General features: G+C 59.4%; 24 protein-coding genes. 15 read left to right on the plus strand and 9 right to left on the minus strand.

What is annotated here, in order from left to right; translation table 11 throughout:
- Nucleotides 1-87: 87 nt before the first annotated feature.
- Together ACR3E6_RS09770 and ACR3E6_RS09775 are read left to right on the plus strand one after the other, a co-directional pair.
- Nucleotides 88-906, plus strand: a complete 819-nt coding sequence (locus ACR3E6_RS09770) for an MBL fold metallo-hydrolase (RefSeq protein ID WP_210093517.1) — start codon at nt 88-90, stop codon at nt 904-906.
- A gap of 38 nt (nt 907-944) precedes the next feature.
- Complete coding sequence (locus tag ACR3E6_RS09775; protein WP_171636892.1) at nt 945-2360, plus strand: FAD-binding oxidoreductase; 1416 nt, start codon at nt 945-947, stop codon at nt 2358-2360.
- A gap of 36 nt (nt 2361-2396) precedes the next feature.
- Here ACR3E6_RS09775 and ACR3E6_RS09780 read toward each other — a convergent pair whose 3' ends face one another.
- Together ACR3E6_RS09780 and ACR3E6_RS09785 are read right to left on the minus strand one after the other, a co-directional pair.
- Nucleotides 2397-2879 carry a fasciclin domain-containing protein gene (locus ACR3E6_RS09780; RefSeq protein WP_117869700.1) on the minus strand — a complete coding sequence of 161 codons (483 nt, stop codon included), beginning with the start codon at nt 2877-2879 and terminating at the stop codon, nt 2397-2399.
- A 170-nt stretch (nt 2880-3049) separates the two neighbouring features.
- Complete coding sequence (locus ACR3E6_RS09785; RefSeq protein ID WP_171636894.1) at nt 3050-3589, minus strand: adenine phosphoribosyltransferase; 540 nt, start codon at nt 3587-3589, stop codon at nt 3050-3052.
- 438 nt (nt 3590-4027) lie between these two features.
- Between ACR3E6_RS09785 and ACR3E6_RS09790 the strand changes: the two genes are divergently transcribed.
- Nucleotides 4028-4201 (plus strand): hypothetical protein, encoded by a 174-nt coding sequence (locus ACR3E6_RS09790; protein WP_210093516.1) that lies wholly within the window; start codon nt 4028-4030, stop codon nt 4199-4201.
- Nucleotides 4202-4208: 7 nt separating this feature from the next.
- Here ACR3E6_RS09790 and ACR3E6_RS09795 read toward each other — a convergent pair whose 3' ends face one another.
- The 3 genes from ACR3E6_RS09795 to ACR3E6_RS09805 form a co-directional block, all read right to left on the minus strand.
- Nucleotides 4209-4838 (minus strand): LysE family translocator, encoded by a 630-nt coding sequence (locus ACR3E6_RS09795; RefSeq protein WP_480486921.1) that lies wholly within the window; start codon nt 4836-4838, stop codon nt 4209-4211.
- Between the two features lie 286 nt (nt 4839-5124).
- Complete coding sequence (locus ACR3E6_RS09800; RefSeq protein WP_480486923.1) at nt 5125-5997, minus strand: S-methyl-5'-thioadenosine phosphorylase; 873 nt, start codon at nt 5995-5997, stop codon at nt 5125-5127.
- Nucleotides 5998-6063: 66 nt separating this feature from the next.
- Nucleotides 6064-6624: an invasion associated locus B family protein gene (locus ACR3E6_RS09805; RefSeq protein WP_171724420.1), complete on the minus strand. Its 561-nt coding sequence runs from the start codon at nt 6622-6624 to the stop codon at nt 6064-6066.
- 166 nt (nt 6625-6790) lie between these two features.
- On the opposite strand from ACR3E6_RS09805, the gene ACR3E6_RS09810 reads away from it, so the two are divergent.
- Nucleotides 6791-8425 carry a SulP family inorganic anion transporter gene (locus tag ACR3E6_RS09810; protein WP_171636902.1) on the plus strand — a complete coding sequence of 545 codons (1635 nt, stop codon included), beginning with the start codon at nt 6791-6793 and terminating at the stop codon, nt 8423-8425.
- Between the two features lie 31 nt (nt 8426-8456).
- Here the strand turns inward: ACR3E6_RS09810 and ACR3E6_RS09815 are convergent, their stop codons facing one another.
- A complete protein-coding gene (locus ACR3E6_RS09815) occupies nt 8457-9095 on the minus strand; it encodes a CatB-related O-acetyltransferase (protein ID WP_480486925.1) in 639 nt (212 codons plus the stop codon).
- Nucleotides 9095-9700: a flavin reductase family protein gene (locus ACR3E6_RS09820; RefSeq protein ID WP_171636908.1), complete on the minus strand. Its 606-nt coding sequence runs from the start codon at nt 9698-9700 to the stop codon at nt 9095-9097. Before ACR3E6_RS09820 ends, ACR3E6_RS09815 begins: the two co-directional genes overlap by 1 nt.
- Before the next feature lie 71 nt (nt 9701-9771).
- On the opposite strand from ACR3E6_RS09820, the gene ACR3E6_RS09825 reads away from it, so the two are divergent.
- The 5 genes from ACR3E6_RS09825 to ACR3E6_RS09845 all read left to right on the plus strand — a co-directional run bounded on the left by ACR3E6_RS09825 (nt 9772) and on the right by ACR3E6_RS09845 (nt 12825).
- The gene (locus ACR3E6_RS09825; RefSeq protein WP_171636909.1) at nt 9772-10266 is read left to right on the plus strand and encodes a GNAT family N-acetyltransferase; all 495 of its coding nucleotides are present in this window, start codon (nt 9772-9774) and stop codon (nt 10264-10266) included.
- Between the two features lie 52 nt (nt 10267-10318).
- Nucleotides 10319-11062, plus strand: coding sequence for an EcsC family protein (locus ACR3E6_RS09830; RefSeq protein ID WP_480486927.1), 744 nt, complete (start codon nt 10319-10321; stop codon nt 11060-11062).
- A gap of 132 nt (nt 11063-11194) precedes the next feature.
- Nucleotides 11195-11656, plus strand: a complete 462-nt coding sequence (locus ACR3E6_RS09835) for an NUDIX hydrolase (RefSeq protein ID WP_171636911.1) — start codon at nt 11195-11197, stop codon at nt 11654-11656.
- Between the two features lie 72 nt (nt 11657-11728).
- A complete protein-coding gene (locus tag ACR3E6_RS09840) occupies nt 11729-12184 on the plus strand; it encodes a DUF1178 family protein (RefSeq protein ID WP_171330180.1) in 456 nt (151 codons plus the stop codon).
- 2 nt (nt 12185-12186) lie between these two features.
- Nucleotides 12187-12825 (plus strand): SDR family NAD(P)-dependent oxidoreductase, encoded by a 639-nt coding sequence (locus ACR3E6_RS09845; protein ID WP_480486930.1) that lies wholly within the window; start codon nt 12187-12189, stop codon nt 12823-12825.
- On the opposite strand, the gene ACR3E6_RS09850 is transcribed toward ACR3E6_RS09845, so the two are convergent.
- The gene (locus ACR3E6_RS09850; protein ID WP_171363717.1) at nt 12819-13175 is read right to left on the minus strand and encodes a hypothetical protein; all 357 of its coding nucleotides are present in this window, start codon (nt 13173-13175) and stop codon (nt 12819-12821) included. The genes ACR3E6_RS09845 and ACR3E6_RS09850 overlap by 7 nt on opposite strands.
- A gap of 165 nt (nt 13176-13340) precedes the next feature.
- Here ACR3E6_RS09850 and ACR3E6_RS09855 point away from each other — a divergent pair, with 165 nt between their 5' ends.
- The 6 genes from ACR3E6_RS09855 (at nt 13341) to ACR3E6_RS09880 (ending at nt 22151) form a co-directional block, all read left to right on the plus strand.
- Nucleotides 13341-14579 (plus strand): aspartate kinase, encoded by a 1239-nt coding sequence (locus tag ACR3E6_RS09855; protein ID WP_171636914.1) that lies wholly within the window; start codon nt 13341-13343, stop codon nt 14577-14579.
- Nucleotides 14580-14625: 46 nt separating this feature from the next.
- Nucleotides 14626-16869: a phosphoenolpyruvate--protein phosphotransferase gene (gene ptsP / locus ACR3E6_RS09860; protein WP_171724417.1), complete on the plus strand. Its 2244-nt coding sequence runs from the start codon at nt 14626-14628 to the stop codon at nt 16867-16869.
- 149 nt (nt 16870-17018) lie between these two features.
- The gene (zwf, locus tag ACR3E6_RS09865; RefSeq protein ID WP_480486932.1) at nt 17019-18464 is read left to right on the plus strand and encodes a glucose-6-phosphate dehydrogenase; all 1446 of its coding nucleotides are present in this window, start codon (nt 17019-17021) and stop codon (nt 18462-18464) included.
- 2 nt (nt 18465-18466) lie between these two features.
- Complete coding sequence (gene edd / locus ACR3E6_RS09870; protein ID WP_216598296.1) at nt 18467-20272, plus strand: phosphogluconate dehydratase; 1806 nt, start codon at nt 18467-18469, stop codon at nt 20270-20272.
- A gap of 4 nt (nt 20273-20276) precedes the next feature.
- A complete protein-coding gene (locus ACR3E6_RS09875) occupies nt 20277-20909 on the plus strand; it encodes a bifunctional 4-hydroxy-2-oxoglutarate aldolase/2-dehydro-3-deoxy-phosphogluconate aldolase (RefSeq protein ID WP_171636920.1) in 633 nt (210 codons plus the stop codon).
- 51 nt (nt 20910-20960) lie between these two features.
- Nucleotides 20961-22151 carry a pyridoxal-phosphate-dependent aminotransferase family protein gene (locus ACR3E6_RS09880; protein ID WP_480486935.1) on the plus strand — a complete coding sequence of 397 codons (1191 nt, stop codon included), beginning with the start codon at nt 20961-20963 and terminating at the stop codon, nt 22149-22151.
- A 125-nt stretch (nt 22152-22276) separates the two neighbouring features.
- Here ACR3E6_RS09880 and ACR3E6_RS09885 read toward each other — a convergent pair whose 3' ends face one another.
- Nucleotides 22277-23392 carry a pyridoxal phosphate-dependent aminotransferase gene (locus ACR3E6_RS09885; protein ID WP_480486937.1) on the minus strand — a complete coding sequence of 372 codons (1116 nt, stop codon included), beginning with the start codon at nt 23390-23392 and terminating at the stop codon, nt 22277-22279.
- Between the last annotated feature and the right edge of the window lie 32 nt (nt 23393-23424).

The following is a 23424-nucleotide window of genomic DNA, read 5'->3' on the forward strand; positions in this document are numbered from 1 at the left end:
TCGCGGCAAGCCGCGCCTCCCCCGGGATATTTGGGGCCAGATGAACAAGGGGCATGACTTGTTGTCTTTCTGCGCTACACTCGGGGTATGCGCTGGTTGATTGCGGCATTGATGGTGATTTCGGGCGGGGCCGCTGCGCAGGAGCGACGGCCAAGTCATTGTGTCGCCATTGCCGATGCGGCGCCCGGAATCGAGTATCTGCACAGGGCGGCCTGGCAGGATCCGGTGCCGGAATTCTCGGTGCGGATCAGCTATATCGCGCATGCGTCTTTCATGATCCAGACCCGCGGCGGGCTGAATGCGGTGACGGATTTTACCGGATTTATCGGAAGCGCAAACCTGATCCCCGACGTGGTGACGATGAACCATGCCCACGGCACGCATTGGACGGCGCATCCCGACCCGGCCATTCCGCATGTTCTTCCGGGGTGGGGAGAGTTCGGGAAAGGTATCGAGCATCATCTGGATCTGGGTGAAATGCTGGTGCGCAATGTCTCGACCGATATACGATCTGTTTATGGTGGGGTCGAAGAACGCGGCAATTCGATTTTTGTGTTCGAGGTTGAGGGGTTGTGCATAGGTCATCTGGGGCATTTGCATCATGTCCCTTCGGATGAACAGTTTGCCGCGCTCGGGCGGCTGGATGTGGTCATGGCCGCCGTGGATGGCGGGACCACGATGCCTCTGCCCGATATGATTGCGGTTCTGAAACGGCTGAAAAGTTCTGTCATCATTCCGATGCACTGGTTCTCGCAGTTTTCGCTGGATCGCTTCCTGGTGGATATCAGGGATACATTTCCGGTTGAGCGCGGCGGGGTGTCGGAGATCACCGTGTCGTTGCGGAACCTTCCGGACCGCCCCACGGTTGTGGTGCTTGAGCCGCGCTATCTGATTGATCTTGAATAAGGCTTGCGGCAACCGCATCGCTTGGGCATTGGAGGCGTATGAGTTTGAACCCCGCTGATGACCGTTTTGCCGCGCTGCTCCGTTCGAAACTGGGCGACGGTGTCCTGCGCCCCGTAGAGGAACGGTATTTGGAAGAACCGCGCGGGCGTTTTTCGGGACGGGTCGGTCTGCTGGCCTTGCCGCGCAACACCGATGAGGTGGCGCAGCTGGTAAAATTGGCTGCACAGGCACAGGTTCCGATTGTTCCATATGGCGGCGGCACTGGCCTGGTCGGCGGGCAGGTGATGTCGGCGGGGCCTGCGCCGTTGGTGATCTCGTTGGAACGGATGACCGTCATCCGGTCTGTCTTTCCAACCGAGAACGTTCTGGTCGCCGAAGCCGGGGCTATTCTTCAAGACGTTCAGGCCGCAGCCGAGGCGGTAAACCGGTTGTTTCCTTTGTCATTGGCGGCGCAGGGATCCTGCCGGATCGGGGGCAACCTGTCGACCAACGCAGGGGGCGTCAACGTTTTGCGGTATGGCAACGCGCGCGACCTGTGCCTGGGGCTTGAGGCGGTGCTGCCCAGTGGTGAGATCTGGCATGGCCTCAGCCGGCTGCGAAAGGACAACACCGGCTATGACTTGCGCAACCTGCTGATTGGGGCCGAGGGAACGCTGGGGATCATCACTGCCGCATCGCTGAAGCTGTTCCCGCGACCCACCGGTGTCGGGACCGCGGTGTTTCAGGTGGCTTCTCCCGAAGCGGCGATCGACCTGCTGGCTTTGGCGCGGGACAAGGTGGGTGAGGCCGTCAGCACGTTTGAACTGATCCACCGGCAAGGGCTTGATTTCCTGACCGAGGTTCTGCCGGATGTCCGTCAGCCGTTCGCCTCGCCCCCGGAGTGGAGCGTTTTGATCGAGCTGGGTCTGGCTGATGGGCAATCACCATTTGCCGCGTTGGAGGAACTCTTTGTTCGCGCTGAAGAACTCGGTCAGGTTCAGGACGGAGTAATCGCCCAAAGTGAAGCGCAGAGAGCCGATTTGTGGGCGGTGCGCGAACGCATTCCCGAAGCCAATCGTCTGATCGGGTCAGTGTCGAGCCATGATATCTCGATCCCGATTTCCAGAATCCCCGATTTCATTTGCGAAGGCAGAGAATTGATTGCACGCCTGGGGCCCTTCCGGATCAATTGCTTTGGTCATCTTGGTGACGGCAACCTGCATTACAACGTGTTCCCGCCCAAAGGGCGATACCGATCGGAATTTGATGATCAAAGAGGCGCGATCAAGCAGGCCGTCCATGATCTGGTCGATTCCTTCGACGGTTCGGTCAGTGCCGAACATGGGGTCGGGCGCCTCAAGACCAGCGATTTGGAACGCTACTGCGATCCAGCCAAGCTGGGCGCGATGCGGGCCATCAAGCGGGCATTGGACCCGCAGGGCATCATGAATCCCGGCGCGGTTCTGAAAGGGTGAACACGGCCCGAACGTCGGACCGTGCCCGGTTGTTTCCTACGATGCAGGCAGGATCACCTTGTCGATCACATGGATCACGCCGTTCTTGGTTTCGATGTCGGCCTGAACCACGTTGGCGTCATTCACCATCACACCCGAATCCAGATCGATCGTGATATCGCCGCCTTGTACGGTTGCAGCCGTCATGTCATCGCTCAGATCACCTGACATCACTTTGCCCGGCACGACATGGTAGGTCAGAATGGCAACCAGCTGATCCTTGTTTTCGGGCTTCAGCAAGTTTTCGACGGTGCCTTCTGGCAAAGCCGCGAACGCGTCATCGGTGGGGGCAAACACGGTGAACGGGCCTTCGCCTTTAAGTGTGTCCACCAGTTCGGCGGCCTGAACTGCCGCGACAAGTGTTTCAAAGCTGCCAGCGGCGACGGCTGTGTCGACAATGTCCTTGCCGTGACCATCGGCGAATGCAGCAGTGCTGAAGAGGATCGAGGCGACACCGGCGGCGGCGAATTTGCGGAACATGAGCTAAACTCCCTGGGTTGAAATGCTTCAAGCAGCATCACCTAGGGTACGGGGCAACCTGACCACAAGATTACTTATATTGATCCGTTTTGCGGCTTGATCGGCGCGAAAACCGGGTTAAGCCTTTCCGGTTTTTAGTTTCCAGTCACGTTTTTGTGAAAAACTCCTGGTCAGAGTCCTTCGAATTCGCACAGGACATGCACGTCCATGCCCATCTCTTCCAACACTTTACTGCCGCCAAGCTCGGGCAGGTCAATGATGAAGGCGCACGAGACGATTTCGCCCCCAAGCCGCTCGATCAGCTTGATGCCCGCCGCTGCAGTTCCGCCCGTGGCGAGCAGATCGTCAACCACCAGAATTTTTTCGCCGGGTTGGATGGCATCGTCATGGATCTCGACGATCGCCTCTCCGTATTCCAACTTGTAGTCCTGGCTGATTGTCGTGCCGGGCAGTTTGCCTTTCTTGCGGATCGGGACAAAACCGACGCTCAACTGATGTGCAATCGCACCGCCCAGAATGAACCCGCGTGCTTCAAGCCCGACCACTTTGTCAATCTGCTCACCGGCATAGGGGTGCAGCATCTGGTCAATCGCCATCCGAAACCCACGGGGGTCGGCAAACAGGGTTGTCACATCCCGAAACATGATCCCTTCATGCGGGAAATCGACGATGGTTCGGATATAATCTTTGACAGATTTATTTCTGGACATGGACCAACCTTTTAGCGTCAAACACAGGTATTGTGTTTGGCCCAACGGGGTTGGCCATGCAAGGAACAATTCCACGGCTGGATCAGCACGGGAGTGAGGTTGCAGCGTTGAGCAGGCCAAAAACCGACGCAACTTGTGCGCCGGCCAAGATAAGTCTCCGACCCATTTTCTTGCTTGCTGCCACCTGTTCCAAACAGTTCCACGCTCGAATTTCCGGTAGCGCAATGAGCAATCTGTTTGGTTTGCAATTCGACATGTCCGTGTCTCAGGCGCGGTCGGCTTCAATTGCGAGGAGCTGGCTCAAGAACGGTCCGAAGGTGGCAAGGTTCATTGTCAATGTCCTGTCCTTGCCGTTAAGTGCCCGATAACGACAAAAACTATGCTATGGATATGCACAGCATCGCCAGATAGAGCTTAACTTCGTTGGGAAAAATACACGTGGCCAGGAATGAAGGCAAAGGATCGGCCAAGAAAAACAGTCAGTTGGTCTTACGCCTCGACAGGGATGAACGTGACTCGTTTGTCGAGCTTTGCAAAGAGCTGGACACGTCGGCTGCGCGCGAAATCCGCAGATTTATCCGTGGATTCATGAAAGAGCACGCCGAAGACTGATGCGGTGTCAGGCCGGTCGGCGTAGGACCGCCGTGGCCATACCCATGCCGATCAAGGTCAACCCGCCAAACCGTGTCATCGCAGTGATTACGCTGGCGCGGCCGATCAAACGCCGCAACCTGTCTGCCAACAGGGCGTAGGCCAACGCGTTCAACCAGGCCAGCCCGACGAATGTGGCAATCAGGATGACGAACTGAGGTCCAAGCGGTTCAGCGGGGCGTATGAACTGCGGCACAAAGGCAATGAAGAAGGCAACGGATTTCGGGTTCAGGGCTGTGACGGCGGCTGCGTGGCCCAATACGCTGCGCGCTGTGACATCCCGCCCGGTGTCGACCATGTTCAATCCACCGGCTGGCGCACTGCGCAACAGCTTGATCCCAAGCCAGACCAGATAGGCCGCGCCCACCCATTTGAGAACGGAAAACAACGTGGCCGAAGCCAGAACAAGCGCGCCAAGCCCCAGCAAAGATGCGGTCATGGCCAAAAGATCGCCCACCGCCACCCCCGTGGCCGATGCGACGGCGACACTGCGCCCCTTGGACAGGGCATAGCTGAGAACCAGCAACACCGTCGGGCCGGGGAGCAGCAGCAAAGCCGAAGATGCAGCCACAAAGGCCAGCCAGACTTCAAAAGGCATGATGCGGTTCCTTTACTCAACTCAATTCATACAGATTTTCTGTCATACTACGAATTGGATTCAAGCCGACAATGTCGGATTCAATTTCCCTGTTCGAGGCGCTAAAACAGGCCAAATACGCAAAACGCATTACGCTCGAAACCCAAGAAGTCGCAGGAAACACTTAAAGAAAAATGCCAGGGAACGTTCCGCTCTGACAAACCGGCAGGACAACAAACCTTACCAGTACCCTGTGCCAGGCCGGGTTTCGGCGCGATTTCCGGCCATCAGTAGCAAAACCGGGCGTTTACATCACACGCCCGGCCACCGCATCCAACTTGGCCATAAGCGCCGGGTCGCGCTTTTCCGGTGCGGTCAGGATCGCGTATTCCAGCGCCCGGTCGCAACCGTGCGGGCAGGGTGTTCGTTCGGCCCCCAGAAGGGACGGCAGGCCCTTGACCAGTGCGCGGCCTTTTTCGGCATTGCCGGTCAGGGTGGCGATGATCGTGGTCACGTCCACCTCGCCATGGTCCGGGTGCCAGCTGTCATAATCGGTGACCATCGCGATCGACGCGTAACACAGCTCGGCCTCGCGGGCGAGTTTCGCCTCGGGCATGTTGGTCATGCCGATCACGTCACAGCCCCATTGCTCGCGATACATCCTGGATTCCGCAAGGCTTGAAAACTGGGGGCCCTCCATCGCCAGATAGGTGCCGCCCCGGTGGATTGTGATGCCGGCGGCCTTACCTGCCGTCTCGCATGAGTCCGACAGGCGTGGGCAGGTGGGATGAGCAACGCTGACATGGGCAACGCAGCCCGTTTCGAAAAAGCTTTTGTCCCGTGCAAAAGTGCGATCGATGAACTGATCGACAATCACGAAGTCACCCGGTGCCATATGTTCGCGGAACGATCCGCAGGCCGACACCGAGATCACGTCCGTCACGCCCAACCGTTTCAGCGCATCGATATTGGCGCGATAAGGTACATCGGTGGGCGAATGCACATGACCGCGCCCATGACGTGGCAGAAAGGCCATTTCGATACCGTCAAGCGACCCTGTCAGGATCTGGTCTGACGGCGTACCCCAAGGGGTCTCAACCTCTACCCATTCCGGGTTTTCCAGCCCATCGATGTCATAGATGCCCGATCCGCCGATGACGGCTATTCTGGTTTGGGTCACTGTCCTGCTCCGCATGAATATCTGATGTTGAATTTGTGCGGGTTCAGCCCGGATTTGACAAGAGGCCTATTCCCGTAACGTCAACAGGTTGCGCTGCTGCGATTGCACGGTGAAATCATCCCAGGCCGCGCCAAACATGCCCAGAGACCAGGTCAGATCCTGTGATTGTCCGTGCCGGTCTCGAAACACAAAGCGGAACGCATCGCCGGTCAGCATGGCGTCCAAAAGCGCCTCGGCACGTTGGTCTTCGAAGGTACAGCCAAGCCCGGTCAGGCATCCGGGGCGCCGCGTGCGCCATATGGCTTCTTCGCTGTTGTCGATGCGAAATCCGGATGGGTTGAAGAAAGTGCCCGGCTCGATCCCGAATTCAACTTTGAAACCTTCAGGTTCGGGCGTAATGAAAACGAACTGTGCCGCAAATTTTGGCCGAAAGGAAAACACCTCGGCCCGTCGGATGTAACACCGCTGCCGCAGGGTGTTGTCTTCTTCACGCTCGTCACAGATCGAATTCCAGATGCCGAAAATCTCGTGATGCGTTACCCGCCAGTTGCCGGCCGTGTCATTGCCATCCAAATCCTGTGCAAGGACGGGAAGGGCCGGGAACAGTAAGAAGAGGATCCAACGCATGGCCTCACATGTTGTGGCTTCATCATGGTTCTGCAAATCAACTTGCCGCGAGCGTCACGTATGCGTCACACGCATGGCTGCATCCCGTTTTATGCAGTAGCTCAATGCCGGCGCGCCAGCTACAACGACGCCTTCGCGCGAACATATAATCCTATAGGACTGTCTGATGCCCCGAGCCTTGCTGGCAAGCTTTGCCAATCGCCTTGCCATTCCCGATCTGCGCTGGGTTCCAGATGAAGGGCTGACCGTCTCACGCCTGCGGATCGAGCTGCTGTCCGGCCTGACTGTTGCCCTTGCACTGGTGCCCGAGGCGGTGGCCTTTGCCTTTGTGGCGGGTGTGCACCCGCTGGTCGGTCTTTATGCGGCGTTTTTGGTCGGTTTGATCACCGCACTGATCGGTGGACGGCCGGGCATGATCTCGGGCGCGACCGGCGCGCTTGCGGTTGTCATGGTGGCACTGGTGGCCGAGCATGGGGTTGAATACCTGTTCGCGACCGTTGTTCTTATGGGACTCCTTCAGGTCATCGCCGGGGCGATGCATTGGGGGCGCTTCATCCGTTTGGTGCCGCATCCTGTCATGCTGGGCTTTGTGAACGGTCTGGCCATCGTGATCTTTCTTGCCCAGATGGGGCAGTTCAAAGTGCCCGGAACCATGGAAAATACCGGTCATGGCATGGGCGGCGGCGAATGGTTGTCCGGGATGCAGCTTTACACCATGTTGGGTCTTGTCGGGCTGACAATGGCAGTGATCTGGGTCATGCCCCGGATTACACGCATCATTCCTGCGCCGCTGGCCGGTATTCTGGTTGTCGCGGCAATCGTGATCGGTTTTGGCCTTGATGTGCCGCGCGTCGGCGATCTGGCATCGATCGAAGGCGGCCTGCCTTCCTTCCATATTCCAATGGTTCCTCTGAACTGGGAAACCTTTGAGATCATCCTGCCATATGCAGTCATTCTGGCCGCCATCGGCCTGATCGAATCCTTGCTGACCCTGAACCTTGTGGGTGAGATCACAGGCAAGCGTGGTGGGGCGTCTCAGGAATGCATCGCGCAGGGCGCATCGAATATCGTGACCGGATTTTTCGGCGGCATGGGCGGTTGCGCGATGATCGGGCAGTCGATGATCAACGTGAAATCCGGCGGGCGTACTCGTATTGCCGGAATTGCAGCAGCGCTTTTCCTGCTGGTCTTCATCCTGTTCGCATCACCCCTGATCGAACAAATCCCGCTGGCCGCGCTGGTTGGCGTGATGTTCATGGTTGTGATCGGCACCTTTGCGTGGAACTCGTTCAAAATTCTGCGCAAAGTACCAATGACCGATGCGTTCGTCATCGTTCTGGTCACTGTCGTAACGGTGATGGAGGACTTGGCCGTTGCCGTTGTGGTCGGCGTCATCGTCTCGGCGCTGGCCTATGCCTGGAACAATGCCAAGCGCATTCATGCGGTCACGCGTGACTCCGAGACCGAGAAAGGCGCGAAAGTCTATGAAATTCAGGGGCCGTTGTTCTTTGGGTCCTCTGACGGCTTTATCGAACTGTTCGACGTCCCGAACGATCCCGAAACCGTCATCATCGATTTCGCCGAAAGCCGCGTGGTGGATCAGTCCGCGCTGCAAGCCATCGAGAATATCGCAGGAAAATACGAGGCAGCAGGCAAACGAGTCATGCTGCGCCACCTGAGCCGGGATTGTCACAAACTGCTGAACAAAGCCGGACACCTCATGGTCGACAGTGATGATGACCCGGATTACGAACTGGCGGTAGATTACTCTGTCCGCACCGGTATTCTGGGCGGGCACTGAATTCGAAAGGCGGCCAATCAGGCCGCCTTTTTCAAGGGTCCAAGCGCTCCAGCTTATCGATATCTCCCGTCAGCAGAGCGCTTTCGGCTTCGGCGATCAGTTCGGCTGGCCAATCCCACCACTTTAAAGCAAGCAACCGCTCGATTGTGTCGGCGTCAAACCGGTATCGCCGTACTTCGGCAGGATTGCCCGAGACGATCGCATACGGCGGGATGGTTCCACGCACGACTGAACCCGCGCCGATTATCGCTCCGTCACCGATACTGGCTCCTGGCATGATCAGCGCGCCATAGCCGATCCAGACATCATTGCCGATCACGGTGTCACGGACGTCCGGCTGGAATTCCAGCATCTGTTCCGGATCGAAAACCGGAAAGGGAAAGCAGGTTATCCCATCCATCGCATGACTTGCCGAGGCTGTCACAAAGCGGACGCCGTGGGCAATTTGGCAAAACTTTCCCAAAACCAGCTTTTCGCGCGAGAACTCGAACAGGTAAGGGGCCAACCGATTGGCCCAATCCTCGGGTTCGTCAAAATCTGATGCGTAGGTGTAATCTCCCACCTGAATTCTGGGGTGGTTGATAACTCGTGACAGAAAGGCCGTTCCTTTATGTTCCGTGCCGTCAGGCAGAGTGACAGGATATCGGCGCGCAGCGTCAGGCAGGGGCATCAGTCATCCGGTCTCGAAAGGCTGAACAACTCGGAAACGACAGAGTAATCGCGATACCCGAGCCGTGCCAAAGGTTGGAACGAGGTCACGTCAAACTTGCCATCCCGAATATGATCGTCGTGCAGGTGTACACCTGTCACTTCGCCAAACACCACCCGATTGGCTTCACCGGGCAGCGTGACGATCTGGGTCAGCTTGCATTCCAGCGCAGCTGGGACCCCTTCGATCCGTGCGCAGGGTATGGTTTCGCATTCTATGGGTGAAAGCCCGGCATGCGAAAACTCATCAACTTCTTTCGGCAACCCGGCCGAACTTGCATTCATTGCGTCCCGATGCGCTTGGGCCACGACATTTACGCAAAACACGCCCGTGGCCTCGATATTGGCGATGCTGTCCTTGCCGGCGTTCTGATCCTGTTTGGTGCCGGTCGAGGCAAACATGACCTGTGGTGGCGTATAGGCGACGCCGTTAAAGAAGGAATAGGGTGCCAGATTGTTGACCCCATCCGCGTCCCGAGTCGAAATCCAGCCAATCGGGCGCGGCGTGATGATGGCGTTGAACGGGTTGTGCGGCAATCCGTGGCCGTCTTCGGGGCGGTAGAACATCTGATCTCCAAGCGTTTGCCCAAGGCGTAGCGAAGTGCTAGGGCGATTGCCAGCAAGTAAATGAGGGCAGGGTGCAGCAATTCGGGATCAGGCCGGAAGAGCCGGACGACTGGTGGGAGGTCGAAGCCCTGTATGACCTGTGTTTTGCGCCGGGTCGCGAGGCTTTGTCGTCCTACCGCTTGCGTGATGATGTACCGCCGGTTGCGGGCTTGTCTTTGGTCGTGCGCGACGGTCAGGGGATTCTGGCCGGTGCGATCCGGTTCTGGCCTGTTCATGTTGGTGATCATGATGCTCTGCTGCTGGGGCCGGTTGCCGTGCACCCCACCCACCAAGGTGAAGGCCTGGGTGGATATCTGATACATGCAGGAGTCGAAGCGGGGCGCACCCGCGGTTGGCAGAGGGTCATGCTGGTCGGGGATCAGCCCTATTACAGCCGGTTCGGTTTCACGCGATTGCATGCGGTCGAAATGCCTCCGCCCACCAACCCTGACCGGGTTTTGGGGCTGGAACTGGTGCCCGGCGCGTGGTCCGGGGTTCAGGGCGCGGTGACACGTTGGAGCCGCTGACCTATTGAAACCATGCGGCGCAACGCCGATGTTGAAAGGCAGGAGGGCGTGAATGCAGAGCGTTGTTCTTGTTGAAAACGTGGATACCGAGGCCGAACTGGATCGTTTGGCGGATCACTACCGGTCCGCCGGAGGGGTCGGCGTGAAACTTCTCAACAAACTTGGGGGGTCAGCCGAGTCTTTGCTGGAGCAATTGCCAGAACCCGTTCGGAATGGCCTGACAGGCGCAACCGAACAGGCGTTATGGCTGGCGATGCATGCGGCCGAGGGCTCGCGGCGCGCGGTTCCTGATCAACAGCCCTGGGTCAATACCGCGCTGACGACTGCCATGGGTGCGGCCGGGGGGCTGGGCGGCGTTTCGACAGCCTTGATGGAGCTGCCCGCGACAACCGCGATGCTGCTGCGTGCCATTCAAGGGGCCGCCGCGCGCGAGGGGTTTGATCCCTCTGCCGAAAACGTAAAGTTCGATTGCGTCCGCGTCTTGTCGGCAGCTGGACCATTGTCGCATGATGATGGGGCAGACCTGGGGTTTTTCTCGGTCCGACTGACCCTGACCGGACCGGCCATGCAACGCCTGATTGCCGCCGTTGCGCCGCGTTTTTCGATAGTACTGGGGCAAAAGCTTGCAGCCCAGTCCGTTCCTGTGCTGGGGGCATTGGCCGGCGGTGGCACGAATTATGTCTACACGCGCTACTACCAACAGATAGCGCGCGTGCATTTCGGTTTGCGCCGGTTGGCAATTGACGCTGACATCCCCCATGAGGATCTGGCACGGCGGCTTTCTGCCCGAATGTAGGCGATATCCTGGGCGACGTGAGTGACTTGGCGTGTGATACATCATGTGGTATGATTGCAGGTGCCAGCCGCTAGATTGGGTGAGCGTACCAATTTGGATGGCTGACGTTCGACCGAAAGGGAGCGTCGCTTGATGAAAGCACGATTGTTGCTTCATGACCTTCCAAAAGCTGCAAGGCAGCCAGTTTTGCGGCAATCCTCGGCTTTGTGTTTCCGGATCAAGCGCGGCCGTCCCAAGATTCTGTTGGTCACGACACGCAAGGCACGGCGATGGATCATTCCCAAAGGATGGCTCATCCCCGGTCTGAGCCCGCAGGAAACCGCATTGCAAGAGGCTTGGGAAGAGGCGGGCGTATCTGGTCGGATCAGCGGGGTGCGACTGGGGCAGTTTCTGCACCACAAACATCATTCGAACCGGCCCCCATCCTTATGTCTGGTGGATGTTTTTCCAGTGCATGTAAGCGCTGTGTCGCAGGAATACCCGGAAAAGACCGAGCGTCGGCGCAAATGGTTTTCGCCGAAAAAAGCGGCGCTAAAGGTCGATTCTCATGAGCTCGCTGAATTGTTGCGCGACTTTAAGCCGTACTCACATTGAAGTGGCATCTGATAGGCTTGATATTGTCACCTTGATCGGTATCTATTCGCCAATCGTTTTTTTGGACTGAACATGATTCAATACGCGTTGAAATGCAGCGAAGGCCACAGTTTCGACAGTTGGTTCCAATCCGCAGAAGCCTATGACAAGCTGGCCTCTGTGGGTATGGTCACCTGCGCGGTTTGCGGGTGCACGCAGGTCGAGAAAGCGGTCATGACGCCTCGCGTCCGCCCGGCGCGGAATGCCCGGAAGAAAAGTGAAATCCGTTCCACTCCGGAAGAAAAGATCGACGTTGCAACGCCATCGCCCGAAATCGAGAAAGTTTTGGCCGAGATGCGCCGCCATGTCGAAGAAAACTCGGATTATGTCGGGAAAGATTTCGCCAGCGAGGCGCGCAAGATTCATCTGGGCGAGGCTCCGGAGCGTGCCATCTACGGAGAAGCCAAGCTGGATGAGGCGAAATCCCTGATCGAAGATGGCGTGCCGGTGGCTCCGCTGCCGTTTGTCCCCAGCAGAAAGACCAATTGATCATGCACATCATGATCACCGGCGCCAATCGCGGCATCGGGCAAGCCCTGGCAAAGCATTACGTGAACCAGGGTGACAAGGTCACTGGGACGGCGCGTGACGGCAGCATGCAGGTGCGTCTGGATGTGTCCGATCCCGTGCAGCAATCAGCCATGGCAGAACAGATGAAAGACCAGCCTGTCGATCTGCTGGTCTGCAATGCCGGCGTGTATCTGGACAAGGGGCATTCGATCGATGGCTACCCGGCCGACATGTGGGCGCAAAGCTTTGCGGTAAATGTCACGGGGGTCTTTCTGACTATACAGACCCTGTTGCCCAACCTGCGCGCCGCGGGCGGTAAAGTTGCGATCCTTTCGTCGAAAATGGCGTCGCACACACTTGCGCCGGGTGGCAGTTATATCTACCGCGCATCCAAGGCGGCGGCTCTGAACCTTGGGCGGAATCTGGCGATGGATCTCAAAGATGACGGGATTGCCGTCGGCATCTATCATCCGGGCTGGGTTCAGACGGATATGGGCGGTGCAGCGGCGGATATCGATGTGGATCAGGCCGTGTTCGGCCTGATTGAACGATTTGATGCCTTGTCGCTAAGCACAACGGGCTGTTTTGAAACCTATGACGGGCAACCGCACGCCTACTGAGAGGCCAATGCGGCTTTGGGGATTTCGAAGACCTCACCAGGTTCAATGTAGACCACCATCATATCGCCTCGCGTTTCATGTGAGATTTTCGAGGTCGAATTGCTGGATTCCGGCACACCATCCTTGAAATAGATATTGCGCACATGTCCGCCTCCCAGGGCCACTGCGACCGTTATGTTTCCGTCATCATGGCGGCGCAGTTCCGCGTGGCAGCTTTGTACGGGATCACCGGCATTTGCAGCGCAGGGAATTGTTCCCAACGCGTTCTTGCCGTCCGTCCCGGCGACACTCGCGACCTGGGCCAGTGCAGGCGATGACAATAGGGCAAAGGCGAGGGCTAGGCGAAACATGAGGAACCTCTTGATCTGGTTGTTATCCTTAGGCTGACATCGCGCCGGTGCAATGTAAAGCGGCCCTGCGCCGCAGGCAGAACTCCTTTGCGCCCTTGCCCTTGCGGTGCCCCTCGCTTATGAGGCACGGAACGTCAAATCCAAGGCGCGGAGACTTTTGCCCCCATGCCCGTACTCGTAATGAAATTCGGCGGCACATCGGTCGCCAATCTGGACCGCATCCGCCGCGCCGCCAAACGTATCGGCGTTGAAGTTGCCAAGGGCTATGACGTGATCGTCATCGTCTCGGCCATGTCGGGCAAGACCAACGAGCTTGTGGGCTGGGTGAACGAAACGTCGCCTCTGTTCGACGCCAGGGAATACGACGCGGTCGTGTCCTCGGGCGAGAATGTTACCGCTGGCCTGATGGCGCTGACCTTGCAGGAAATGGACATCCCCGCGCGCAGCTGGCAGGGCTGGCAGGTGCCGCTGCTGACCACCAGCGCGCACAGTCAGGCGCGGATCGAGGAAATCCCGACCGAGAACCTGAATCAGAAATTCGGCGAAGGAATGCGCGTTGCCGTGGTTGCAGGCTTCCAAGGGATCAGCCCCGAAGGCCGCATCACCACGCTGGGTCGGGGTGGGTCGGATACCACGGCGGTTGCCTTTGCGGCAGCCTTCGACGCCGAACGCTGCGACATCTATACGGACGTTGATGGCGTCTATACCACCGATCCGCGCATCTGCGAAAAGGCACGCAAGCTGGACCGCATCTCGTTCGAAGAAATGCTGGAACTGGCGTCGCTTGGTGCCAAGGTGCTGCAAACCCGCTCGGTCGAACTTGCGATGCGATACAAAGTCAAACTGCGCGTTCTCTCAAGTTTTGAAGAACAATCCGATGAGGCCGGCACGCTGGTCTGCGACGAGGAGGATATCATGGAATCCAATGTTGTGGCCGGTGTGGCCTATTCCCGCGACGAGGCGAAAATGACCGTTGTTTCCGTGGCGGACCGCCCCGGCATCGCCACGACAATCTTCTCGGCGCTCAGCGAAGAGGGTGTGAACGTCGACATGATCGTCCAGAACATCTCGGACGAGGGGCGCACGGACATGACCTTTTCCTGTCCCACCGATCAGGTGGCACGCGCCGAAAAAGCGCTGCTGGAGATCAAGGAAAAGGGCGAGCTGAACTATGCCGAACTGGTTGCAGACACTGATGTCTGCAAGGTCTCGGTTGTGGGTATCGGGATGCGCTCGCAATCGGGCGTGGCGGCCAAGATGTTCAAGGTGCTCTCGGATGAGGGGATCAACATCAAGGTCATTACAACCTCCGAGATCAAAATTTCCGTCCTTGTCGACAGGAAATACATGGAACTTGCTGTTCAGGCACTGCATGATGCCTTTGAACTGGACAAGGCGGCCTGAGCCTATCGGCCAAAGGTATCGCCTGACACACTAAATCGGTTGGGCCATGGCGGACGGCACGGAAACAGAATCCCGCAAGCTGCTGCGGCGGTTGCGCGAAGAAATGGCGAGCGAAGCCGCCGGTCAGGAACGTCTTGACCGGATCACGCACCTGATTGCCGACAGCATCAGGGCCGAGGTGTGTTCCATCTATCTGTTTCGCGATGAAGACACGCTGGAACTTTGCGCGACCGAGGGGCTGTCTCCGGAAGCGGTTCATAAAACCCGGATGCGCATGGGCGAAGGCCTTGTGGGGCGGGTCGCCAAGTTCGGCAAGGTCGTCAACACCGCCGACGCGCCGTCGGCCAAGGGCTTCCGTTACATGCCGGAAACCGGCGAGGAGCGGTACTCCTCGTTCCTGGGTGTGCCGGTTCAACGCCTTGGGGAAAAGCTGGGCGTTCTGGTCGTCCAGTCCCGCGAGGCGCGCGAGTTTTCCGCAGATGAGGTCTATGCACTGGAAGTGGTCGCCATGGTGCTGGCCGAAATGGCCGAGCTTGGCGCCTTTGTCGGCGAAGGCGCGGCCCTGTCACCCCTGCACCAGCAATCGGTTCTGCTGCGCGGCGGCCCGGCGCAGGAAGGGTCTGCCGAAGGGCATGTCTGGCTGCACGAACCCCGCGTGGTGGTTACCAACCCCATTGCCGAAGACCCTCACCGGGAACGCGAACGTTTGGTCGATGCGGTAGAAGAACTGCGCGTCGGTGTCGACAAGATGCTCGAAATTTCGCAGGGCGGCGACAAGGAACAGCTGAAGGTCCTGGAAGCTTACCGCATGTTTGCCAATTCCAAAGGCTGGATGCGGCGGATGGAGGAAGACATAGCCTTGGGTCTCAGCGCCGAAGCCGCGGTGGAGAAAGAACAATCCCAGGCCCGTGCGCGCATGGGACAGGTCACCGATCCGTACTTGCGTGAACGTCTTGCGGATCTGGACGATCTCAGCAATCGCCTGCTGCGCATCCTGACTGGGCAAGGCAAGACGGACAGTGCTGATCTGCCACCCGATCCGATCCTGATCGCGCGCAATATCGGCCCCGGCGACTTGCTGGAATACGGACGGGCGCTGAAGGGGATCGTGCTTGAAGAAGGCTCTGTCGGCAGTCATGCCACGATTGTTGCGCGGGCGCTTGCGATTCCTTTGGTCGTGCATGTGGGCCGGATCACCACCGAGGCCCTGAACGGAGATCACGTTCTGGTGGATGGTGATCAAGGTGTTGTGCATCTGCGCCCGGAAGACAGTGTGGTCAGTGCCTTCCGCGACAAGATCGCGATGCAGGCAAAGGCGCAGGAACGTTATGCGTCGATCCGCGAAACACCCTGCGTGACGCGCGATGGCTCGCGGATTAACCTTGTGATGAATGCAGGTCTGATGGCCGATCTGCCATCGCTTGGCACCTCGGGCGCCGAGGGCGTTGGCCTGTTCCGCACTGAACTGCAATTCCTGATCCGCAACCAGATGCCGAAACGGTCGGAACTGGTCAGCCAGTATCAGCGCGTTCTGGACGCGGCAGGTGGCAAAAGGGTGGTATTCCGGACACTCGACATCGGGTCGGACAAAGTTCTGCCCTATATGAAGCACGTGGCGGAACCAAACCCGGCGCTGGGCTGGCGCGCCATTCGGGTCGGTCTGGACAAGCGCGGCGTCATGAGGATGCAGTTGCAGGCCCTGCTGCGCGCCGCCAATGGTCGACCGCTGACCATCATGTTCCCTTTTGTCGCGCAGGCCGAGGAATATCGCGAGGCCCGTTGGGAAGTGAACAAAACCATCGAGCGGGAAAAACGGTTGGGTCATGTGCTGCCCGAGATGCTTGAAGTTGGCGCGATGCTGGAAACGCCGTCGCTGGCCTTCGCGCCGCAGAAATTCTTTGACGAAGTGGACTTCATTTCGATCGGCGGGAACGATCTAAAGCAGTTCTTCTTTGCTGCTGACCGTGAAAACGAACTGGTCCGGCGTCGCTATGACACGCTGAATGTCAGCTTCCTGAGCCTGATGGAACGCATCGTCGAACGCTGCGATATCTCGGACACGCCACTCAGCTTCTGTGGCGAAGATGCTGGCCGCCCGGTCGAGGCCTTGTGCCTTGCGGCGATGGGGATTCGGACGCTGTCGATGCGGCCTGCCTCGATCGGCCCGGTCAAAAGCCTGCTGTTGCGGTCCAATCTGACGGAGGTTCGCAAAATCATCGCTGACGCGCGCCACCGCGGAGAGCAATCGGTGCGTCCTGCGGTCATGGACTGGCTGCGCCATCAGACCTGATGCGCTAAACGGCACGGTTTCCTCAAACTGTGCTTGATTTTTCATGGGCGGCTTTCTAATAGACAGGCATTGTTAGCGATAACATGTCAGGTTTTGCGGGGTATCACGCCGTGCTAAGCTGATATCGGCAAATTCAGAAGGAGCCTGTGATGGTTTCACGCGTAATTCCGGTAGAGCCATTTGATCTGGTACTCTTCGGTGCGACCGGCGATCTGGCGCAGCGTAAAATCCTGCCGGGCCTGTACCATCGCTTCGAGGTCGGCCAAATGCCCGACGGCGCGCGGATCATCGGTACGGCACGCTCTGATATCGACAATGACGGGTTTCGCGATCAGGTCCGAAAATCGATGGAACAGTTCGCGCCCGGTTTTTCCCGGGAAACAATGGATCGGTTCCTTGCCCATGTCGAATATGTGCCCGTGGATGCGCTGGGCGAGACCGGGTGGTCCGACCTGAAAGAACGGATGCGCGACGACGTCGTGCGGGCCTTTTATTTGTCCGTTGGTCCAAGCCTTTTTTCGGGTATCGCGCAGCGGCTGCATGACGCCGGTCTTGCGACACCGGACAGCCGCATTGTCGTCGAAAAACCATTTGGGCACGATCTTGCCTCGGCGAAGGCGCTGAACGAAGGCTTGCGTGCCTGTTTCGAAGAACATCAGATTTACCGGATCGACCATTATCTGGGCAAAGAGACCGTGCAGAATCTGATGGCGCTGCGCTTTGCCAACTCGCTGTTCGAACCGCTCTGGAATTCGACCCATATCGACCACGTGCAGATCACGGTGGCCGAGACCGTAAGCGTCGAAGGGCGCGGGGCCTACTACGATCAGTCCGGCGCAATGCGGGACATGGTCCAGAACCATCTGGTGCAGTTGCTGTGTCTGACCGCAATGGAACCGCCTTCGAAATTCTCGCCCAACGCGGTGCGGGATGAAAAGGTCAAGGTGATCGAAGCGCTCGAGCCCGTGGCCCAGTCTGACATCGCGCGCGGTCAGTACCGGGCCGAAAAGGGCGAGGGCGGTTATGTCGATCATGTCGGCAACCCCGCCAGCCGAACCGAAAGCTTCATCGCCCTCAAGGTTCATATCGGCAACTGGCGTTGGGCAGGTGTGCCGTTCTATCTGCGTACTGGCAAGCGTCTGCGCGCGCGGGAATCCGAAATTGCGGTGTTCTTCCGCGATCCGCCGCACACGATTTTTCCCAATGTCGGCCCTCTGCACGGAAACGTTCTGGTGATCCGGTTGCAACCTGACGAAGGAATCACCTTGCGCACCACGATCAAGGATCCGGGGCCGGGGGGCTTCCGGCTGTCGGATGTTGCGCTGGACATGAGCTTTGCCGATGCGCTTGGGGCCGAAGCGCAAGCCCCCGACGCTTATGAGCGGCTGATCATGGATGTCATCCGTGGCGATCAGACACTGTTCATGCGTGGGGACGAGGCCGAGGCCGCCTGGGCCTGGGTCGATCCCATCATTCAGGGCTGGGAGCAGCGCGGAGACCGCCCGTCCCGGTACGATCAGGGCAGTTCAGGCCCCGAAGAAGCATTGATGCTGATGCATCGCGATGGGCGCCGCTGGCGTCAGATCGGAGGGTAATCATGGTTCACTCAGTCATTTCCGATGTCACCAAACGGATCATCGACCGCAGCGCCGATCTGCGCGGCCCACATCTTGAACGGATGGAGCAAGCCAGATCCAAGGGTCCTGCCCGTGCGCATCTGTCCTGTAGCGGTCAGGCCCATGCCTATGCGGGCGCGGGCGAGGATCAGCAATCGATGGCCACCGGCACTGCGGGCAATCTGGGTATTGTCACCGCCTATAATGACATGCTTTCGGCTCATCAGCCGTTTGAACGCTATCCCGCCCTGATCCGCGATGCGATCCGTGCCGCCGGCGGAACGGCACAGGTGGCAGGCGGTGTGCCAGCCATGTGCGACGGTGTCACCCAGGGCGAAGCGGGGATGGAGCTGTCGCTGTTCTCACGCGACGTCATCGCGTTGGCAACCGGTGTGGCGCTTAGCCACAACACCTATGACGCGGCTGTTTTTCTTGGGGTGTGCGACAAGATTGTGCCCGGCTTGATCATCGGCGCGCAGGCCTTTGGCCATCTGCCTGCCGTATTCCTGCCCGCAGGCCCGATGACCAGCGGCTTGCCGAACGACGAAAAAGCCAAGGTCCGACAGAAATTCGCCGCCGGGGAAGTGGGCCGCGAAGAGCTGATGAAGGCTGAAATGGCGGCCTATCACGGCCCCGGTACCTGTACCTTTTATGGCACCGCCAATACCAACCAGATGCTGATGGAGTTTATGGGGCTGCACCTGCCGGGCTCCAGCTTCGTCAATCCGAATACCCCGTTGCGTGACGCCCTGACCGAGGAAGGCGCGCGCCGTGCCCTGTCGCTCAGCGCGTTGGGCAACAGCTACACTCCGGTCTGTCAGGTTCTGGACGAGCGCGCTTTCGTCAATGGCATCGTCGGTCTGATGGCGACCGGTGGTTCAACCAATCTGCTGATCCACCTGATCGCCATGGCGCGCGCTGGTGGCATCGTGCTGGACTGGCAGGATTTTTCCGATATTTCCGCTGTGGTGCCGCTGGTCGCGCGGGTCTATCCCAACGGCCTGGCGGATGTGAACCATTACCACGCGGCCGGCGGCCTTGGGTACACGATCGGTACTCTGCTTGAACAAGGCTTGCTGCACCCCGACACGCTGACCGTCGCAGGTCAGGGGCTGCACAACTATACCAAGGAACCCAAACTGATCGATGGCGAGTTGATCTGGCAGGATGGTTCGGGACACAGCCTGAACGAAAAGATCCTGCGCCCAGCCAATGACCCGTTCCAACCCACCGGGGGCCTGTCGCGCCTGACCGGCAATCTGGGCACTGGGGTTATGAAAGTATCAGCCGTAGCGCCGGAACATCAGGTCGTCGAAGCACCCGTGCGGGTGTTCCACGATCAGGATGAGGTGAAAGCCGCCTTCAAAGCCGGAGAGTTCACAGATGACGTTATCGTCGTGGTCCGGTTTCAGGGCCCCAAGGCCAACGGGATGCCGGAACTGCACTCGCTGACGCCCATGCTGTCGATCCTGCAGGGCCGGGGCCAGAAAGTGGCTCTGGTCACCGATGGCCGCATGTCTGGCGCTTCCGGCAAAGTACCCGCCGCCATCCATGTTGTCCCCGAGGCGCTCGACCGCGGCCCCATTGCATACCTTCAGGACGGTGACGTCCTGCGCGTCGACGCGGTCAGGGGTGATCTGGAAATCCTCACCGCAGGCGTTCTGGACCGGTCCCCCGCGACCGCCGACCTGTCCGCCAATCAACACGGCGCTGGGCGCGATCTTTTTGGTGCGTTCCGCCAGAATGTCGGCTCGGCCGACACCGGTGCCAGCGTTTTCGGAGTTTAACCTCATGTCCAAATCCCAACGCACCCGCGAAATCTGCGCTATGGCGCCCATTGTTCCGGTTCTGGTTGTCGATGACGTCGCGCAGGCCCGCCCGCTGGCCGAGGCATTGGTCGCCGGCGGCTTGCCCGCGCTTGAGGTCACCTTGCGCACGCCCGCCGCGCTCGACGCGATCCGCGCGATGGCCAAGGTGCCGGGCGGCGTGGTCGGCGCAGGTACGCTGGTCACACCCGAAGACGTCTGCGCCGCCAAAAAGGCGGGCGCGCAGTTCGGCGTTTCCCCCGGTGCCACGGATGCCCTGATCGCGGCCTGCGAAGCCGAAGACCTGCCGCTGTTGCCCGGCGCCGCGACGGCAAGCGAGGCTATGGCGTTGCTGGAAAAAGGCTATGACATGTTGAAATTCTTCCCGGCCGAGGCCTCGGGCGGCGCGCCCGCGCTCAAGGCAATCGGCGCGCCGCTCCCCCAGATCAGCTTTTGCCCGACCGGGGGCGTGTCCCCCGCCAACGCCCGCGACTACCTGTCATTGCCCAACGTGATCTGCGCTGGCGGAAGCTGGGTCGCACCAAAGCAACTGGTCGAAAACGGCGACTGGGCCGGGATCGAGACACTTGCGCGCGAGGCGTCGAAGCTGGCGGATTGACGCCGCGCGGCCTCTCGGTAATGTGGGCGTCAATTTATACAGGTTGACCCCATGACACAGACGGTATCCCTTTCCCAGGGGCGGACATATTTGGCCATTCCGGGCCCTTCGGTTATGCCGGATGCGGTTTTGCAAGCCATGCACCGTCCGTCGCCCAACATCTATGATGGCGCGCTCATCGACATGATGCCCGACCTGACCCGCGATCTGTGCCGGGTTGCCCGCACAAATCACAACGTTGCCATCTATATCGCCAATGGTCACGGCACCTGGGAGGCCGCTCTGTCCAACGTGATCGCCCCCGGCGAAACCGTTCTAGCTCCTGCCTCGGGCCGGTTCACCCATGGCTGGGCCGAGATGGCCGAAGGCATCGGGGCAAAGGTTCAATTGATCGATTTCGGCACCTCGTCAACCTGGGATTTTGACCGGATCGCAGACGCGTTGCGTGCGGATCGAAACCACCAGATCAAGGCGGTTCTGGCGGTCCATGTGGATACATCCAGTTCGATCCGGAACGACATCCCGGCGCTGCGCAGGCTTCTGGACGACCTGCAACACCCGGCGCTGCTGATGGCAGACTGCATTGCCTCGCTTGGCTGTGACAGGTTCGAGATGGATGGCTGGGGTGTCGATGTCACAGTTGCCGCTTGCCAAAAAGGCCTGATGACCCCGGCGGGCATCGGCTTTGTTTTCTTCAACGAAAAAGCACAAGCCAAACGGGCCACCATGCCGCGCGTTTCGCAATATTGGGATTGGCAGCCGCGCGCCGATCCAGACCTGTTCTATCAGTATTTCAACGGCACCGCGCCTACGCACCACCTCTTTGGCCTGCGCGCCGCGCTTGATCTGATCCATGCAGAGGGGATCGAACAGGTCTGGGCCCGCCATGAACGTCTGGCCACTGCCATCTGGGCGGCCTGCGAAACATGGGCCGAAGGCGGCGCGCTGCATCTGAACGTTGCCGATCGCGCCCACCGCAGTCACGCCGTCACGGCCTTGCGATTGACAGAAGGTCGCGGCACGGCCCTGCGCGCGTTCACTGAACATCAGCTGGGCCTGACGCTGGGCATTGGTCTTGGGATGGAGGACTACGACAGCTGTTTTCGCCTCGGGCATATGGGCCATGTCAACGGGCAGATGGTGATGGCGATGCTGGGGGGTATGGAAACGGCCATGGCCGCGCTTGATATCCCCCGTGGCAAAGGCGCGCTCGAGGCCGCAGCCGCCGTTCTGGCCGCCTGACACGCCTCAGACCAACAGCACCGATCCGCCCCTTCATCTGGCCAAAAATATCCTCGGGGGGATCGCGCTTTGCGCGATGGGGGGCAGACAGTCCCCCTTTGACCCGATGGCAAGACAGACCAGCGCTAGCCTGTCTTTGCCCGCACTTCCGCTAGCGCCTTGGGCAATGCGACCGCAAAAGCATCCAGATCTGCTGTTTCACCACAGCTTACCCGGATGCACCTGTTCTGGGGCGCTGCAAACGGCATCCGGACAAAAATCCCTTGCGCCACCAGGGCGTCCAGGACGGCCTTGGCAAAATCCCCGTCACGCCCGCAGTCAATCGCCACGAAATTGGTGGCCGAGGGCAGGGGCTCCAACCCGTTCTCGCAGGCAATCGTTGCTAACCGCTCACGCGCCTCGGCGATTTGCGCCTGAATGTGCTCCAGCCAGGTGCCATCCTGCAACGCGGCCAGCGCCCCGGCCTGCGCCGCTCGGTTCATGCCGAAATGGTTGCGCACCTTGTTGAAGGCTGCGATCAGGTCGGGCGCTCCTAGGGCATAGCCAACCCGCGCGCCCGCCATGCCATAGACCTTAGAAAATGTCCGCATCCGGATTACGCGCGGATCATCTATACTGACAGGTGCAGCCGTCCCTTCGGGCGCACATTCCACATAGGCTTCATCCAGAACCAGAAGGCACCCATCAGGCAAGGCTTCCATGGTAGCCACGATGTCCGCGCCGGAATGCCAGCTGCCCATCGGATTGTCCGGATTGGCCAGATAGACCAGCTTGGCACCAACCTCAGCCGCCTTGGCAAAAAGCGCCGATGGGTCCTCGTGATCACCTGAATACGGCACTTTGTGAAGAATGCCGCCGAACCCGGCCACATGATAGTTGAAGGTCGGATAGGCCCCGTCCGAGGTGACAACCGCATCCCCAGGCCCGACGATCAGCCGCACCAGATAGCCCAGCAGCCCGTCAATACCTTCGCCCACGACGATATTCTCCGGCGATACGCCGTGATGGTCGGCCAAAGCATGGCGCAGGTCATGGTTTTCGGGGTCGCCGTACATCCAGATCTCTGACGCGGCTTGCGCCATGGCCTCGATCGCGCGGGGCGAGGGGCCGAAAATGCTCTCATTGGCGCCCAGTCGGGCCACAAAGGACGCGCCGCGCTGGCGCTCTTGCGTTTCCGGGCCGACAAAGGGCACGGTGGCGGGCAGGGATTGGGCAAGCGGGGTGTATCGAGGTCCGGTCATGTCCGCAGATAACCCCAAGCCCGATCAATGAG

It is taken from the genome of Ruegeria sp. AL3 (assembly GCF_056536065.1).

Coding starts and splice junctions, on each gene's coding strand:
- ACR3E6_RS09770 (WP_210093517.1), top strand. CDS start 88: ATGCGCTGGTTGATTGCGGCATTGATGGTGATTTCGGGCGGGGCCGCT.
- ACR3E6_RS09775 (WP_171636892.1), top strand. CDS start 945: ATGAGTTTGAACCCCGCTGATGACCGTTTTGCCGCGCTGCTCCGTTCG.
- ACR3E6_RS09780 (WP_117869700.1), bottom strand. CDS start 2,879: ATGTTCCGCAAATTCGCCGCCGCCGGTGTCGCCTCGATCCTCTTCAGC.
- ACR3E6_RS09785 (WP_171636894.1), bottom strand. CDS start 3,589: ATGTCCAGAAATAAATCTGTCAAAGATTATATCCGAACCATCGTCGAT.
- ACR3E6_RS09795 (WP_480486921.1), bottom strand. CDS start 4,838: ATGCCTTTTGAAGTCTGGCTGGCCTTTGTGGCTGCATCTTCGGCTTTG.
- ACR3E6_RS09805 (WP_171724420.1), bottom strand. CDS start 6,624: ATGCGTTGGATCCTCTTCTTACTGTTCCCGGCCCTTCCCGTCCTTGCA.
- ACR3E6_RS09810 (WP_171636902.1), top strand. CDS start 6,791: ATGCCCCGAGCCTTGCTGGCAAGCTTTGCCAATCGCCTTGCCATTCCC.
- ACR3E6_RS09815 (WP_480486925.1), bottom strand. CDS start 9,095: ATGCCCCTGCCTGACGCTGCGCGCCGATATCCTGTCACTCTGCCTGAC.
- ACR3E6_RS09820 (WP_171636908.1), bottom strand. CDS start 9,700: ATGTTCTACCGCCCCGAAGACGGCCACGGATTGCCGCACAACCCGTTC.
- ACR3E6_RS09830 (WP_480486927.1), top strand. CDS start 10,319: ATGCAGAGCGTTGTTCTTGTTGAAAACGTGGATACCGAGGCCGAACTG.
- ACR3E6_RS09835 (WP_171636911.1), top strand. CDS start 11,195: ATGAAAGCACGATTGTTGCTTCATGACCTTCCAAAAGCTGCAAGGCAG.
- ACR3E6_RS09840 (WP_171330180.1), top strand. CDS start 11,729: ATGATTCAATACGCGTTGAAATGCAGCGAAGGCCACAGTTTCGACAGT.
- ACR3E6_RS09845 (WP_480486930.1), top strand. CDS start 12,187: ATGCACATCATGATCACCGGCGCCAATCGCGGCATCGGGCAAGCCCTG.
- ACR3E6_RS09850 (WP_171363717.1), bottom strand. CDS start 13,175: ATGTTTCGCCTAGCCCTCGCCTTTGCCCTATTGTCATCGCCTGCACTG.
- ACR3E6_RS09855 (WP_171636914.1), top strand. CDS start 13,341: ATGCCCGTACTCGTAATGAAATTCGGCGGCACATCGGTCGCCAATCTG.
- ptsP (WP_171724417.1), top strand. CDS start 14,626: ATGGCGGACGGCACGGAAACAGAATCCCGCAAGCTGCTGCGGCGGTTG.
- zwf (WP_480486932.1), top strand. CDS start 17,019: ATGGTTTCACGCGTAATTCCGGTAGAGCCATTTGATCTGGTACTCTTC.
- edd (WP_216598296.1), top strand. CDS start 18,467: ATGGTTCACTCAGTCATTTCCGATGTCACCAAACGGATCATCGACCGC.
- ACR3E6_RS09875 (WP_171636920.1), top strand. CDS start 20,277: ATGTCCAAATCCCAACGCACCCGCGAAATCTGCGCTATGGCGCCCATT.
- ACR3E6_RS09880 (WP_480486935.1), top strand. CDS start 20,961: ATGACACAGACGGTATCCCTTTCCCAGGGGCGGACATATTTGGCCATT.
- ACR3E6_RS09885 (WP_480486937.1), bottom strand. CDS start 23,392: ATGACCGGACCTCGATACACCCCGCTTGCCCAATCCCTGCCCGCCACC.